This window comes from Olsenella sp. An293, from assembly GCF_002159495.1.
Lineage (GTDB): Bacteria > Actinomycetota > Coriobacteriia > Coriobacteriales > Atopobiaceae > Thermophilibacter.
In genome coordinates this window covers 1-13,904 of sequence record NZ_NFIT01000004.1, presented here as the reverse complement: position 1 = coordinate 13,904, position 13,904 = coordinate 1, and the positions used below count along the sequence as shown (strand labels likewise).

Sequence of the window (13,904 nt, the reverse complement as noted above, 5' to 3'; positions counted from 1 at the left end):
CTCCTGTCACGGGATCTGCGGTGCCATCGTAGCGCGAGGCAGGCGGGGGATGGGCGCCGCGTCGGCGAACGGGCGGCTCGGCGACGCGGACCCGCACGCTATACTGGGCGAGAAGGACGTGCCTCCCAGCTCGAGAAGGGAACCATCATGAGATTCGTTCTGACCGGCGACTCCGATTGCCCCATCGCCCGCATCGCGCTCGCGCAGGGCGAGTCCGTGCGGACCGAGAGTGGAAGCATGGTGTACTCCCGCGGGGTCGAGATCACGGGCGGGCTCAACACCAAGAAGAAGGGCCTCGGCGGCGTGTTCAGCGCCATCGGTCGCAGCATCACGAGCGGCGAGTCCATGTTCATCACCACGGCCACCGGCACCTCCGCAGACGGCGAGATCGCCATCGCCCCGCCCATCCCCGGCAAGATCATGGAGCTCGCGATTGATGACGCTCACCAGTATCGCCTGAACACCGGGGCGTTTCTCGCCTGCGACGAGGGCGTGGACTACACGATGGTGAGCCAGGGCGTCTCCAAGGCGCTCTTCGGCAACACGGGAGGCCTCTTCGTGATGGAGGTGCACGGTGCGGGCTCGCTTTTGGTCTCCGCGTTTGGCGACGTCCTGGTGCTCGACGTCACGCCCGACGAGCCACTGGTCGTGGACAACGAGCACGTGGTGGCGTGGGACGCCGCCCTTGACTACCGCATCGAGGTCGCGAGCGGCATGCTCGGCTTCACGACGGGAGAGGGCCTGGTGAACACCTTCGTCGGCAGCGGCCGTGTGTACATCCAGACGCGCAACCTCGCAAACCTGGCCCAGGCGATGCACCCGTACCTGCCCACGCAGTCCAACTAGGCGCCGCGCGCAACTGCGGACGCGCAGCGGCAGGCGAGAAGAGCGGCCCTCACGGCTCGCCCGGCGCCCGCTCGCCGTTGCGGTCTATGCTGCGGCTGGGCACGAACCAGCGCCCGCGCTCCCAGAAGAGCCGCCGGCGCGCGCGAAGCCGCAGCTCAACGTCCCAGACCATGATGACGGTCCCGAGCTCCCAGCGCCCGACCACGCGCGTGAGCGTGCTTGCGACGATGGGGAAGCTGCGCCCGTCCGCCCACGAGATCTCGAGCGGGCGCGTGTGGCCGTCCGCCTCGGTCACCGACCTCACGCAGACGTAGGTGCGCTCGTCGTAGCCGGGTATGCCGTTGGTGCCGCCGAGCAGCCGGGACATGCCGCCCCCTTCCCGCGCGTTGGATACGAACCTGTGTTCGAGTATATACCCCGACCGGACAACAATTGACGCGAGCGAGGGCTACGGCGGCGCAACAAATGAATACCCCCCACGCGTAAATTACTTAAGAACACTGAAATACCAGTTCAATCGCTTGAAAAATGGCTAGGGGGGTATACTCAATTTGACTTGCGAGTTGTCAGGTAATCTCGCGAGGACACTCGAATGAGCAACTTGGGACATGCTTGCTCCCCCAGGCGCTCGAGCCGTTCGCTCGCCCGGGGGATGGCGTCTCAGTTCGTGTCTCCTCGCCGTGGTCGCTCTTGGCCTAAGGAGGTTGGAGCCGTGGCAGAGAAGGTCCCCGCCGTGCAGGGGAGCATCCTCCCCGACGTCATTGACGGCCGGCACACCTACGCCTGGGAGCGGGTGCTGATCTACCTTGCCCAAACCGGCGGGGACGGCGATGGCTCGATCGTGAGCAAGGGGGAGGTCGCCTGGGCGCTGGGGCTCAGCCCCAACACGACGGACTATGCCATGACGCTGCTGCGCCGGCGTGGGCTGGTCAGCGCCTCCCAGCGCCATGCCCCTGACGGCGGCCAGCTCGCCAACGTCTACCGCCTGACGCAGGAGGGCGCGCTCGAGGCCGCGCGCCTCATGCTCCGCGCGTTCACGCCGCGGGCGAGCGCCGCCGCATCCGCGTAGCGCGCGACAGGCACCCCCGGCGTCCGTCACGCGGGCTTCGGCCCGAGCGAGTTGTGGAGATGCGTACATATTCGAGTCTGTTGTTGCACACAAGGGCGCTAGTCGGTATAGTTATTTCTTGCACACACGAGGTGCACCCATTGCGGGGTGGAGCAGTCTGGTAGCTCGTCGGGCTCATAACCCGAAGGTCGTAGGTTCAAATCCTGCCCCCGCGACCATACAAAGTCAGCCCGGAGGTCATGCGGCCTCCGGGCTTTTTCGTCTTGCCGCAACCTCGCTCGCGCGGTCGGCCCGCCCAGGGCGCCCCCGCCACCTCCGTAACCGCTCGCGGACAAATCCAAGCCGCTCGCGGCAATCGTCCCCGACTCGCTTTCAGCTTCCCGCACGTCAATTCTCCCCAAAACACCCACATCTACCAGCATTTCCGCATGCCTGAAAACCGTTTGGTACCACTTGAAAAATCGTTCCGGTACGATTTGACAAGCGGTACCACATCACATAGATTCATCCCAGAACAAAAAGAGAATCGCCTGCTACTGATACCTGCCCGCTCGCCCAATTCAATTCGACGTCTGCTGGCGCATTGCCATAGAATCGTTCCAAAGGCGCCTTGGCGCCCCGCAAATGAGCGCCTGCCAGACGTCTGGTTTTCCGAATTTGCCAGTGTGCCCGCGAGAAGCGCGGGCAGCCCTATCGGAGGAGGTTCCAGCCATGGCCGACAAGCCCACCAAGATTCTGCTGCTCACTCACGGCGGCTGGGGGGAGGCGCTCACGGAGAGCCTCAAGATGATCCTCGGCGCCATCGACTGCGTCCACGAGATCGCCCTCAAGCCCTCCTACACGCTGCCCGAGTACATGGGCATGGTCCGCGAGTACGTGGACACCATCTCTCCCGACTCCCTCATCATCACCGATCTGTTTGGCGGCACGCCCTCCAACGTGGCGGCCGCCATCGGCAACCAGACCGGCATCAAGGTCTTCTGCGGCCTCAACGCGCCCATGCTGCTTGAGGCCTGCGTCGAGCTTCAGGGTGACGGCAAGCTCGACTTTGACACGATCCTCGCTGCAGGAGCCAGTGCCTGCAAGGATGTTGTGGCAGAAGTCAAGGCAAACATGAGCTAGGTGGAAAGGAGGAAAAGATGGGAAACATTGTTCTGACGCGCGTAGACTCTCGTCTCATCCACGGGCAGGTCATGACCAAGTGGGTCAACCAGGTCCAGGCCAACAAGATCGTCGTCGTGAGCGACGAGCTGGCCGCCGATGAGTTCATGAGGAGCATCTACCTCATGTCCGCGCCCACCGGCGTCGAGGTCGTCTGCCTCTCCGAGGCCCAGGCCGCCGAGAGCTACGCCGCCGACGTCTTTGGCGCCGGCAACGTGCTGCTGCTGCTCCCGAGCCTCAAGGCCCTCAAGAGCGTCTACGACCAGGGCGTCAAGGTCACGTCCGTGCAGGTCGGCGGACTGGGCGGCGGCCCGGAGCGCAAGGTCGTCTTCCAGAACATCACCCTCGACGACGCCGACGCGGCCATTCTCGACGAGCTCGCGGCCGACGGCGTCAAGATCGTGTTCCAGACGATCCCCGAGGACGCCCCGCAGGACGTCGACTCCATCCTGAAGAAGTACCGCGGCTAGGCACGGGTGGCCCAAAGCCGCCCCGCCTCGCCCCGCGCGACGTCGTCCCCCCGCGCCGCGCACCCCGCGCGACCTCGCGTCGCACACCCGTGTTAGTTTCGTCCCTTAGGAGGTACCTATGGGTACTATGGGCATCGCAATCGCGATGGGCATCTACTACTGGTTTGCCCGTCTGCGCTTTGGCTACACCCTCTCCAGCGCCCTGCTCCAGCCGGCCACGATCGGCGTGTTCGTTGGCCTTCTGACCGGCGAGATGGTGCTCTCGATGCAGATCGGTGCAGCCCTCCAGCTCGTCTACCTCGGCGTCACCTCGACGCCCGGCGGCAACGTCCCCAACGACCCGTGCCTGGCCGGCGTCATCGCCATCCCGCTCGGCGTCATGTCCAACATGAGCCCCGAGCTCGCCGTGGCCCTGGCCGTCCCGTTTGGCGTCATCGGCGTCTTCGTGGACCAGCTGCGCCGCACCACCAACGCCATCTGGGTCCACATGGCCGACAAGTACGCGGAGGACGCCAACACCGGCGGCATCATGCGCTGCGCGTTCGTGTTCCCGGCCCTCATGGGCTTTTTGATCCGCTTCCCGTTCGTCTTCGTCATCGACCTGTTTGGCGCTGAGTGGGCCAACGCCCTCATCGCGGCCCTGCCCGAGGTGCTGATCCACTCCTTCGAGGTCATGGGCGGCATCCTGCCCGCGCTCGGCTTCGCCCTCACGATCATGGTCATCGGCAAGAAGGAGCTCATCCCGTTCTTCTTCCTCGGCTACTTCGCCGTTGCCTATCTCCAGATCCCCGTCATGGGCATGGCCATCTTCGGCCTGATCATCGCCCTCGTCCTGCGCATGATCCTCTACCCGGACACCGTCAACGCTCAGATCTCCTCGAGCAGCGCCGAGGCCAAGGAGAGCGCCAAGAGCGGCATCATCACCAAGAAGGACGTCACCAAGTCCTTCTGGATCTACTACTTCGGCTGCGAGCTCTCCAACTCCTACGAGCGTCTCCAGAGCCTGGTCTTCTGCGCGTCCATGATCCCGACGCTCAAGAAGCTCTACCCGGCCAAGGAGGACCTGGCCGACGCCCTCAAGCGTCACCTCGCCTTCTTCAACACCGAGGGCTCCCTCGGCGGCATCATCCAGGGCATCACCATCGCCATGGAGGAGGAGAAGGCCACCGAGAAGAACCTCCCCGGCTCCGCCATCACCTCCATCAAGACCGGCCTCATGGGCCCGATCGCCGGCATGGGCGACGCCATCGTCTGGGCCGTGGTCATGCCGATCATCTACGGCATGTTCATCCCGTTCGCCGAGCAGGGCAACGCTCTCGGCGGCATCGCCCCGCTGATCCTGTGGCCCGGCGTCTCTATCGCCATCCAGTACTTCATGACCCAGCGCGGCTACAAGCTCGGCCGTGAGTCCATCACCGGCCTGCTGCAGTCCGGCGTGATGCAGTCCATCATCTTCGCGGCCAACGTCCTCGGCCTCATCATGATGGGCGCGCTGTCCAGCTCCTACATCACGATCTCCAGCCCGCTCGAGATCACGATGGGCGCCGGCAACGTCATCGGCATCCAGTCCATCCTGGACTCCATCGCCCCCGGCATCCTGCCGCTGATCGCGGTCTTCGCCATCTACTTCTACATGCAGAAGAAGGGCCCGCGCTACAACGTCATCCTGATTGCCATCGTTCTCATCAGCGTCATCTGCGCCGTCCTCGGCATCCTCTAGTCGAAGACGCCAACATCCCCGCCGGCGCCGCGTTCACTGGCCGCGGCGCCGGCACCTGTACAGAGAGGGGGCATACGTGAGCATCTACCAGGAAATCGGGCTCAAGCGGGTCGTCAACGCCTCCGGTCGCGTGACGGTGCTGGGCGTCTCCACGTTCAGCGAGCGCGTCGCGCGCGCCGCCGTCGAGGGCGGCCAGTCCTACGTGGTGATCGAGGACCTCATGACCCGCGCCGGCGAGCTCATCTCGGAGCACACCGGCGCCGAGATGAGCTGCGTGGCGCCCTGCGCATCCGCCGCCATCGCGCTCACCGTGGCGGGACTCGTGACCAAGGGCCGCTACACCGACATGATGCGCCTGCCCGACTCCTCGGGCCTCAACAACGAGATCGTCCTGCAGAAGGGCCACTCGATCAACTACGGCGCGCCCATCCCCACGATGATCCGCCTGGGCGGTGGCGTTCCGGTCGAGGTGGGCCAGGCCAACGAGGTGCACCCCGAGGACATCGAGGAGGGCATCACCGAAAAGACCGTGGCGCTGCTCTACGTCAAGAGCCACCACTGCGTGCAGAAGGGCATGGTCGACATCGAGACCATGCGCGACATCGCGCACGCCCACGGCCTGCCCTTCATGATGGACTGCGCCGCGGAGGAGGACTTCCGCAAGTACATCGCCATGGGCGCCGACATCGTCTGCTACTCGGGCGCCAAGGCGCTCGAGGCCACCACGTCGGGATTTGTCACCGGCAAGCGCGAGTACGTCCAGTACGTCCAGCCGCAGTACCACGGCATCGGCCGCGCGATGAAGGTCGGCAAGGAGCAGATCATGGGCCTTCTCGCCGCGCTCGACCAGTACGACGAGCGCGACCACGCCGCCGAGGTCGCCGCCAACGTGGCCAAGGTCGACTACCTCGTCGACCAGATCTCCCGCATCCCGGGGCTTGCCGCCGAGAAGATCCAGGACGAGGCGGGCCGCGCCATCTACCGCTGCCGCGTCACCTTCGACGGCACGCAGCCCGAGGGCCTCACGATGGAGAAGGTCAACGAGCAGCTGCGCTCCGGCGACCCCATCGTCTGGGCCCGCACCGAGTTCTTGAACCTCGGCAAGGTCGACTTCGACCCGCGCCCGCTCAACGAAGGCGACAAGGAGCTCATCGTCAAGCGTCTGCAAGAGATTATGGAGGGTTAATCAATGGGCATGAACTTCTACAACGACCGCGTGGTCCTCAACGTCCTGGGCGGCTCGCTCGACAACGCCCGCGAGGTCTACGAGGCCGCCGAGGGCCACGTCGCCGTGGGCGTCCTCACGGCCGACTATCCCACCGTCGAGGCCTACGTCGAGGACGCCAACCGCTACATGGAGGTCCTCGAGGGCAACCTGTCCGTCGGCCTGGGCGGCGGCAACCCCAACCAGTGGCGCGCCGTGGCCGAGGTGGCCAAGTACGTGAAGGCCAACCACTTCAACCAGGCCTTCTGCGCCGTGGGCTGGACCCGCGCCAACCTCGACGGGGCCCCGTGCCACGTCAACGCGATGGTCGCCCCCTCCGGCACCCCGGGCCTGGTCAAGGTCTCCACGGGCCCGCTGTCCAAGGACTGCGAGAAGCCCGCGCTCGTCGACGCCGACACCGTCGTCGCCATGGCCAAGGAGATGGGCGCCGACTCCCTCAAGTTCTTCCCGATGGGCGGCCTCAAGGTGGCCGACGAGCTCAAGGCTGTCGCCGAGGCCTGCGGCCGCAACGACTTCATCCTCGAGCCCACGGGCGGCATCGACCTCGACAACTTCGACGAGATCATGAAGATCATCCTCGACGCCGGCGTGCCCAAGGTCATCCCGCACGTCTACAGCTCCATCGTGGACAAGGCTACGGGCAACACGCGCCCCGAGGACGTCGTCACCCTCATGAACAAGGTCAAGGCGCTCGTCTAAGGCGCTCGCCTAACAACCTTGAGGTGACTTTGGTTCCCGGCTAGTTCCACGGTATACTAGCGTCTTGCCTGTCGCGGGCCCCGCAAAGCCCGGGGCCCGCGCGCGGGCAGCGAGAGGATGATGTCGCGCGCGACGTCGGGTTCGAGGAAGTTCACGTGCCAAAGTACAAGGCTATCGTCAAAGAGATCGAGGAGTCGATCAAGCGCGGGGAGCTCATGCCCTTCGACCAGCTGCCCACGGTCGTGGAGCTCACGAAGAAGTACCACGTGAGCCGCACGACCATCGAGCAGGCGATGGACGAGCTCGAGAAGCGCGGCCTCGTCTCGCGCAAGCGCGGCTCGGGCGTCTACGTCAAGAAGGTCGCCACGCCGTCGTTTGCAAAGCCCCTCAACACGGTCTCCCTCGCCGACGACATCCACCTTGACCTCGGCGAGAGCCCCGAGTGCGCGGTGCACGAGTTCACCGTGCTCAAGCCCGACGAGCACGTCCGCCACGAGCTTGGCCTCCACGAGTTCAGCTTCGCCTTCTACATCGTCCGCTCCCACCTGCACCAGGGCGCCCCGATCGACATGCAGTACCTCTACTACCCGGTGGAGATCTTCCGAGACATCCGCCTCACCGCCGCCGAGACGAGCGTCCGCCCCTGGATTGCCGAGAACTACGAGGTCACGCCCGACAGCTATCACAAGACGCTGCGCGCCGTGACGGCCACCGAGCAGGAGTGCGAGATTCTGGGCGTGGCGCCCGGAAGCCCCCTGCTCGAGATCGAGCAGGTCGGCTACCTGGACGACGGTCGCCCCTTCGAGTACCTGGTGTCGCGCTTCCCCGGCAACCTCGTCGAGTACCAGACCGTCGACTCCGACTCCCTGCCCGTCTGACGCGCGGCGTCCCGCTCCCAGGGAGGGGACATGCTCCAAGCCGCGATCTTTGACATGGACGGCCTCATGGTGGACACCGAGCCCATCTGGGCCTCCGCCTGGCCGCCGGCCTTCGCCCGCTACGGGCTCACGGTGGTCCCGGGCCTCGTCGAGGCCTGCGTGGGCAGCTCCTACGAGCGCATCTCCCGCATGGTGGCCGAGGCCTACGACGGCAACCCCGACGCCCAGCGCGCCCTCGACGACCACTACGAGGTGGGCGCCGAGAAGTTCATCGCCTCCGGCGCCCCCAAGAAGCCCGGCCTCGACGAGCTGCTCGCGTGGCTTTCTGACACGGGCGTGCCCTGCGCCGTGGCCTCCTCCTCCGAGCGGCGCGTCGTGGAGGCCAACCTGCGCCACGCCGGCGTGACGGAGCGCTTTGGCGCCGTGGTGACCGGCGACGACGGCTATCCCTCCAAGCCCGCCCCAGACATCTTCCTCGGCGCGGCCGAGCGCCTGGGCGCCGACCCCGCGCGCACCCTCGTGCTCGAGGACAGCCCCTCCGGCGTGCGCGCCGCGAGCGCGGGCGGCTTTGTCACCGTGATGGTGCCCGACCTCATCCAGCCCACAGACGAGCTCCGGGCCCTCTGCGCCCGCGTCTGCGCCGACCTCGCCGAGGTCCGCGACCTGCTGGCCGCCGGCGAGCTGGGGTAGGGGAGCGAGGCGCCGGCGGCGGACGGCGGCCCCCGTCCCGCCCCGCCGCCGGCGCCCGGCCCCCGCAGCGGATATACTCTCCACAGCCAGCCCACGCGTCCGCAGTGGAGGTCCCCATGCCAGACAAGCCCTTCCTCACCGTCATGCTTCCCGTCTACAACGGCGAGAAGTACGTGGCGGACGCCATCGAGTCCGTCCTGGGCCAGCCCTGCCGGGACCTCGAGCTGCTCATCCTAAACGACGGCTCCACCGACAAGACCCTCCAGATCGCCCGCTCCTTCGAGGCGCGCGACCCGCGCGTGTGCGTGGAGAGCCATCCCAACTACGGCATCGGCCGCAACCGCAACGAGGGCTTTCCCCTGGTCAGGGGCACCTGTCTCATCTTCCTGGACGATGACGACGTCCTGGTGCCCGGCTTTTACACCGAGAAGACCAAGCGGACCCTCCAGACGCTCTTCGACAAGGGGATAGAGACCCTCGTTCCCTCGCGCCTGCACGCCGACGAGCGCCTCACGGGCTGTCACCTCTGCAAGGTGCCGCTCGAGGGCGTGTTCCCCGGCAACGGGGCCGCCTCGCTCAACCTGCCCTACGAGTTCACCACGATCATCTACCGTGCTGACGTCATCGAGCGCAACCACATCCGCTTCTCAAACGGCTTCCCCGAGATGGAGAGCATCTTCCGCCACCGCTGCGTCTTCTGCTCCCAGAAGACCCTCTTCACCAACGACTTCCACTTCATCGTCCGCCGGGACAACCCCACGCAGCTGACCAAGGTCTGGGACGTGGACCAGGTCGTGCGCGTGCGGGCCGAGCAGTACGCGGAGCTCGCGCAGTGGCACCGCGACCGTGGGACCACCGGCGAGGTCATGGACGAGATGGAGGCCCGCGCCCGCCAGGCGCAGGCCGAGCTCGATGCCTACCGCCCGCAGAAGCCCTCGCCGCTGGAGCGCCTCAGGCAGATCCGCGCGGCCAAGCGCGAGCACAGGGAGTGGATGGCCGGCATGAGCCCGCTGGAGGAGTTCTACTACGCAGGGTCGCCCGAGCGGGAGGCCAACCTCGAGGCGGCGCTGGAGAGCATCCTCAGAGCCGCCCAGAGCGCCTAGAGTGGCCTGGGTCGCGCCCGGGCGGGCGGGGGAGCGCGGAACAAATCTATATAATAAGGAACGCAAGGGGCTCGGCGCACGGTGCCGGGCCCCATTAGCGTGCAGCGAGAGAGCGGGGCGAGGCGGCCAAAGGACGGCATCGGTGGGGCAGGGGAGTGCAGCTACCTTAACGAGCGCCAAGGCGGGCGAGAAGGGCGAGCGGCTCTGTGCGGCCACGTGCGCACGACTTCAATTACCTGAGGAAATCGAGGCAAAACAATCAGCCGCCTGAAGGTGCAAGATTTCAAAATTGTTACGGAAAAAGGACTAGGCAAATATAGAAAATGCGCTAATATAGCCGTGGCTCTTCACATAGGAACCTGATAACACCAAACGAAGCCGCAGGTAGACGCCTTAGGGGAGCTTAAATGGCCCAGGTTGGGCCCTGAGCACAGAAAATATGATGATCAAGGGCAGCGTACCCTTCAGCGACTTTTTTCAAACATAACGAAAAAAGTCGTGACTGTGCTGAAAGATAGTGATAGTATGCCACGCAGGATGCAGACTCATTGCCTGCACGCTTTGCCGTCTCAAAGTTGCGAGCAAGGCGGCAAAGTAGGAAAATGACGCCTGTGTCCAAGGTTTCTAGATTGTCTTTTGAAAGGAGACAACACATGACAGCTTGCACCAACAACGGGGGGAAGGCCCGCCGCGTCGTCACCGCGGCGCTCGTCGGCGTCCTCTCCGTCGGCGCGGTCCCGGCGATCGCGCTGGCGACCGGCAGCGACGTGAGCCTGCAGGCCGAGGACCCCGCCGTCCTCGCAGGCGCCGACATCGTCTACAAGAAGGGCCAGCCCGGCGACGTCTACTACGCCAACGGCAAGCAGCAGGGCCTCGTCCCGTCCGAGATCGACCCCGCCGTCGCGGGCATCGACAACATCGAGGTGACCTCCTTCCCCAGCAAAGCGGAGGTCGGCGCCTACTACTACTTCTATGTGAACCTCGGCAGCACGACCGGCAAGCAGTTCCACACGGTCAACGGCTCCGCGGGCGTCAAGTACGACGCCGGCGACAAGGGCATGGTCCAGGTCAGCGGCGAGCTCTCCTTCACCATGCCCTCCGACGCGGGTACCTACGCCGTCGTCGTCGGACAGTACAATGGTGCCGCGGGCTGGGATTTCGTCAACGTCGCCGACACCTTCACCATCGCCAGCTACTCTCTCGCCGACGCCACCCTCATCGACGGCAGCGACGTGACCGACACCACCTTCGACTGGACGGGCGAGCGGAACACCTCCAGCGTCAACGCCTGGTGGGGTCGCCTCAACGTCGAGGTTGACGGCCACGTCCTCGTGAAGGACAACGGCTCCAACACGTCAACCGCCGATTACCAGCTCAACATCCGGGAGAAGGGCGGCGCCACCTCCGTCACGAGCGGGCAGCTCGACCCCGACAAGACCTACGTCGCCGTGATCACCGGCATCAACGGCTATGCGGGCCAGAGCAAGCCGGTCGAGTTCACCGTCGGCAAGCTCAACCTCTCCGATGCCGTCATCACCCCGGTCGTGGACACTGCCACGCCCAGCAGCTCCTCCACCATCGCGCAGGTCGCTGCCGCCATCAACGACGTCGAGAGTGCGAACTACGCTGATGCCCTCTCCAGCGACGTCGAGATCGTCTTCGGCACCGACCCGAACGGCGACCCGATCTCCAGCGGCGACGAGGGCAAGTACACCTTCACCATCAAGGCAACCAAGGACTCCAAGTGGGTCGAGGGCGAGCAGACGGTGACCGTCGTCAAGGCCGACCGCCTCGCCAACATCAACTTCACGCCCTGCGGCACCACCACCGACGGCACCAACTTCACCGTCGACCTCGGCGCCGAGAAGCCGGTCTACTTCGACCTCAACAGGGTCTCCGTCAAGGACGGCACCGACGACGTCGACTACACCTTCGAGATCAAGGACGACGAGGGCAACACCTACGCCGACGACTCCGCCCTCAGGAACCCCGGCACCTACTACGTGACGGTCAACGCCTGGGAGTACGTCAACGGCGACCTGGTCGCCCAGTCCAAGACCGCCAAGGTCGTCGTCAAGTACGACAACGTCACCGAGGCCGACAACATCTTCTTCGTCTACGACGGCAAGAACTACGCCGAGGGCGAGACGGCGACCGACGAGTACGACGGCACCGACCTCTCCGAGAAGGTGTCCGTCACCGTCAAGGTCGGCGACAAGACCCTCGTCGAGGGCACCGACTACGACGTCACCGTCGAGCGCTCCGACGCCGACGGCGGCTGGACGAAGGTCGACTCCATCGTCGACGCCGGCGACTACACGATCACCGTGACCGGCAAGTCCTTCAACGAGACCGCCAAGTTCAGCCTCCACGTTGACCCGATGACCTTCTCCGAGGTCAAGGTTGACGCCGATCTCGTCGACAAGGACGGCACCGGCTACCTCGCCTACACCAGCGAGGTCCTGACCCCGACCTTCTCCTTCTATAAGGACGGTGTCGAGGTCGAGGTTCCGGCCGAGGCCTACGAGGTCACCTACACCAAGGACAAGAAGGAGACCGAGCTTAAGGAAGTCGGCACCTACACCCCGAGCTTCGAGGGCACCGCGAAGGGCGCCAACTACGACTTCACCAAGATTGACACGGTTCACTCCTTCGAGGTCACCGACAAGAAGGTCTTCCTCGACGTGCCGATGAACGAGTGGTACAGCCAGGGCGTCTACGACGCCGCCAAGCTCGGCTACATGAACGGCGAGGGCAACGGCGCTACCTTCGGCCCGATGCGCGAGCTCACCCGCGCCGAGGCGGCCTGCGTGCTCTTCAACATGGCCGGCGGCGACGACATGTACCCCGACGCCACCGTGCCCGGCTACGACGTCCACGAGAAGGTGTATAACACCGACTACACCGACGTGGAGGGCAACGAGTTCTTCGCCAAGGCGATCGCCTGGTGCAAGGCGACCGAGATCATCAACGGCTACGCCGACGGCACCTTCGGCGTCTCCCGCTTCGTGACCAACGAGGAGTTCGCCTGCATGCTCGCGAACTACGCCAAGGCCAAGAACGAGTACAAGGCCGTCGACGCCGACGAGACCCTCGCGGCCTACCCCGACGCCTCCGTCGTGTCCGACTGGGCGAAGGACGCGGTGGCCTGGTGCGTCTCCGAGGGCATCATGGGCGGCGGCGCCAACATCTCGCCCGCCGGCTTCATCCTGCGCATGCGCGCGGCGACCATGGCCGTCAACGCGCAGCCCGAGAAGCTGACCGACCTGGTGATTGACGTCACCCCCGACAACCCCAAGCCCGGTTACGACATGTAGCTTGACCCGAGTCCCTCCCCTCCGGGGGAGGGCTCCCCACGGGGCTCTGTTCGCGCAGAGCCCCGTGGGGAGCCTAACGGCTCGAGCAGGCTGTCAGCGTGGCGCAGGGCGTGACGGTGCCCTCCCCCTCATTGCTCGCAACGGCGAGGGGGAGGGCGGCCCATCTGGGGCCGACGGCCTAGAACAAAGGAGTGTGAATAGGCGAGGGACGGCGAATGCCGCCCCTCGACGCGTCTTCCTCGAATTAGCCCATAACTGACGCCCCGAAGGCCGCTTGACCTGACGGTGGGATGCCGCGGGCGTCGAAGGTACGACAGATGCGACGCCAAGGCTTCTCCGGCGTCGCCCTTGAAAATCGATCTGGATTTGGCTGTCGCGGCCCCCGAGACGGGCCGGCAGACGCGAGCGTTTTCGAATGGTTGGGCGAGGGACGGCAGATGCCGCCCCTAGCCTCGTCTGACCAAATCATATTGAGGGGATGCCCCGGGCCGCGGGGCCGAGAGGGGGCCAACGGGCCATCTCGTTCGTTCGCCCCGCTCACGAAATCGGCGGCGCCCGAGGAGACCCGGGCGCCGCCGATTCAAAGTTTGACTGTTCTTGGCCGTCACTGACCGCCAAGACGGGCCGCCCTCCCCCTCTCTTGCGAGCGTAGAGGGGGAGGGCACCGTCACGCCCTGCGCCACGCTGACAGCCTGCTCGAGCCTTGTAGGCTCCCCATCGGGCTCT

General features: G+C 65.5%; 12 protein-coding genes and 1 tRNA gene. 12 read left to right on the top strand and 1 reads right to left on the bottom strand.

Annotated features, from left to right (window positions below):
- The first annotated feature begins 147 nt into the window (after positions 1–147).
- A complete protein-coding gene (locus tag B5F85_RS03135) occupies positions 148–846 on the top strand; it encodes a TIGR00266 family protein (protein WP_087314330.1) in 699 nt (232 codons plus the stop codon).
- Positions 847–895: 49 nt separating this feature from the next.
- On the opposite strand, the gene B5F85_RS03130 is transcribed toward B5F85_RS03135, so the two are convergent.
- On the bottom strand, positions 896–1,213 hold the full coding sequence (locus tag B5F85_RS03130; protein ID WP_087314328.1) for a hypothetical protein: 318 nt from the start codon (positions 1,211–1,213) through the stop codon (positions 896–898).
- A 345-nt stretch (positions 1,214–1,558) separates the two neighbouring features.
- Here B5F85_RS03130 and B5F85_RS03125 point away from each other — a divergent pair, with 345 nt between their 5' ends.
- The 11 genes from B5F85_RS03125 to B5F85_RS03070 all read left to right on the top strand — a co-directional run bounded on the left by B5F85_RS03125 (position 1,559) and on the right by B5F85_RS03070 (position 13,178).
- On the top strand, positions 1,559–1,915 hold the full coding sequence (locus tag B5F85_RS03125) for a hypothetical protein (RefSeq protein ID WP_087314326.1): 357 nt from the start codon (positions 1,559–1,561) through the stop codon (positions 1,913–1,915).
- A gap of 141 nt (positions 1,916–2,056) precedes the next feature.
- A tRNA-Met gene (locus B5F85_RS03120) sits at positions 2,057–2,133 on the top strand.
- 493 nt (positions 2,134–2,626) lie between these two features.
- The gene (locus B5F85_RS03115) at positions 2,627–3,037 is read left to right on the top strand and encodes a hypothetical protein (RefSeq protein ID WP_087314324.1); all 411 of its coding nucleotides are present in this window, start codon (positions 2,627–2,629) and stop codon (positions 3,035–3,037) included.
- Between the two features lie 17 nt (positions 3,038–3,054).
- Positions 3,055–3,546 carry a PTS sugar transporter subunit IIB gene (locus tag B5F85_RS03110; RefSeq protein WP_087314322.1) on the top strand — a complete coding sequence of 164 codons (492 nt, stop codon included), beginning with the start codon at positions 3,055–3,057 and terminating at the stop codon, positions 3,544–3,546.
- A gap of 118 nt (positions 3,547–3,664) precedes the next feature.
- Entirely contained in the window at positions 3,665–5,266 is a 1,602-nt protein-coding gene (locus B5F85_RS10830; protein WP_239386632.1) for a PTS system mannose/fructose/sorbose family transporter subunit IID, read from the top strand.
- Between the two features lie 76 nt (positions 5,267–5,342).
- A complete protein-coding gene (locus tag B5F85_RS03095) occupies positions 5,343–6,452 on the top strand; it encodes a DgaE family pyridoxal phosphate-dependent ammonia lyase (RefSeq protein ID WP_087314320.1) in 1,110 nt (369 codons plus the stop codon).
- Positions 6,453–6,455: 3 nt separating this feature from the next.
- The gene (locus tag B5F85_RS03090; RefSeq protein WP_087314318.1) at positions 6,456–7,190 is read left to right on the top strand and encodes a KDGP aldolase; all 735 of its coding nucleotides are present in this window, start codon (positions 6,456–6,458) and stop codon (positions 7,188–7,190) included.
- A 155-nt stretch (positions 7,191–7,345) separates the two neighbouring features.
- Positions 7,346–8,068: a GntR family transcriptional regulator gene (locus tag B5F85_RS03085; protein ID WP_087314316.1), complete on the top strand. Its 723-nt coding sequence runs from the start codon at positions 7,346–7,348 to the stop codon at positions 8,066–8,068.
- A gap of 30 nt (positions 8,069–8,098) precedes the next feature.
- Positions 8,099–8,758: an HAD family phosphatase gene (locus B5F85_RS03080; RefSeq protein ID WP_087314314.1), complete on the top strand. Its 660-nt coding sequence runs from the start codon at positions 8,099–8,101 to the stop codon at positions 8,756–8,758.
- A gap of 116 nt (positions 8,759–8,874) precedes the next feature.
- Complete coding sequence (locus B5F85_RS03075) at positions 8,875–9,861, top strand: glycosyltransferase family 2 protein (protein ID WP_087314312.1); 987 nt, start codon at positions 8,875–8,877, stop codon at positions 9,859–9,861.
- Between the two features lie 653 nt (positions 9,862–10,514).
- The gene (locus tag B5F85_RS03070; RefSeq protein WP_143786123.1) at positions 10,515–13,178 is read left to right on the top strand and encodes an S-layer homology domain-containing protein; all 2,664 of its coding nucleotides are present in this window, start codon (positions 10,515–10,517) and stop codon (positions 13,176–13,178) included.
- The last annotated feature ends 726 nt before the right edge of the window (positions 13,179–13,904 follow it).